The organism is Oleiphilus sp. HI0043 (assembly GCF_001634935.1).
In genome coordinates, this window is record NZ_LWEY01001369.1 from 1 (window position 1) to 921 (window position 921).

Sequence of the window (921 nt, forward strand, 5' to 3'; positions counted from 1 at the left end):
TTGTTGCTGATGAAGTTAGAGGCTTGGCAGGACGCACTCAACAAAGCACAGAAGAAATACAAGAAATGATTGATCGACTCAAAAGTGGATCACAGAGAGCCGTCGAAGTCATGACACGAAGTAATGAACAAAGTCAAAGTACCGTTCGTCAAAGTGAACAAGTACAACGATCACTTAACCAAATTGCTTCTTCGATTTCAGTTATAAATGAGATTAACCAACTAGTAGCAAGCGCTTCAGAAGAACAGTCATGCGTGTGTGAAGAAATGGAGAAGAATGTTCAAACGGTTGTTGAAGTCGCCACCACGACCAGCGAGGGCATGGAACAAACTTCTGCAAGCTGCCAACAAGCAAACCAACTAAATCAGGATTTGTCCGACTTAGTTAACCGCTTTAAGGTCTGAGCAAGCTTATTCAATTGCTCAATAAAAAGGAAACTGATAGTCACTGCTGTATCATATTTTTTTAATCGTTCTATGTATACGAATCGATTAACTAGGTCTATATAGGAAACGCAAAGACACAGCAGAGATTAGGTTTACTACTCACCTAAGTCGAGACAAGTAGATCTCATAAATTTCAGAGGGACTATAAACCAAACCGCTTACATTGGTTAAAATTAGATCCCTCCGTCGCTTTTTGACTACTGCATGCTTTGTATTTGTACGCCGTGTAGATATCGACCCGATTCGATCTGGGTTGTTCGTACAACCGTCGCCTTGCTAACCAAGTCGGGCACTATTCCCATCTCTGAGCGGATACAGGCCTCAATACATTCACCTGCGTTAATCGCCCTATCAAGTTCAACTTGCATGCCATTTACACTAAGATCGAGGCAAGTGCCCTCAATATAGTTTCCAGTATCCAGTTTTACCTGGATAGGCGTGTCTAGCTTCATACGGATATGGTCACGTTTCTCAT

Annotated in this window: 2 protein-coding genes; one reads left to right on the plus strand and one right to left on the minus strand. The window is 42.0% G+C overall.

Annotation, left to right across the window (positions count from 1 at the left end):
* Positions 1 to 404 (plus strand): methyl-accepting chemotaxis protein (locus A3729_RS18615; RefSeq protein ID WP_231877467.1); only part of this gene is annotated, 404 nt, incomplete at its 5' end.
* Between the two features lie 239 nt (positions 405 to 643).
* Here A3729_RS18615 and A3729_RS18620 read toward each other — a convergent pair.
* The coding region (locus A3729_RS18620) for a PilZ domain-containing protein (protein ID WP_068634173.1) at positions 644 to 921 on the minus strand (278 nt) is incomplete at its 5' end.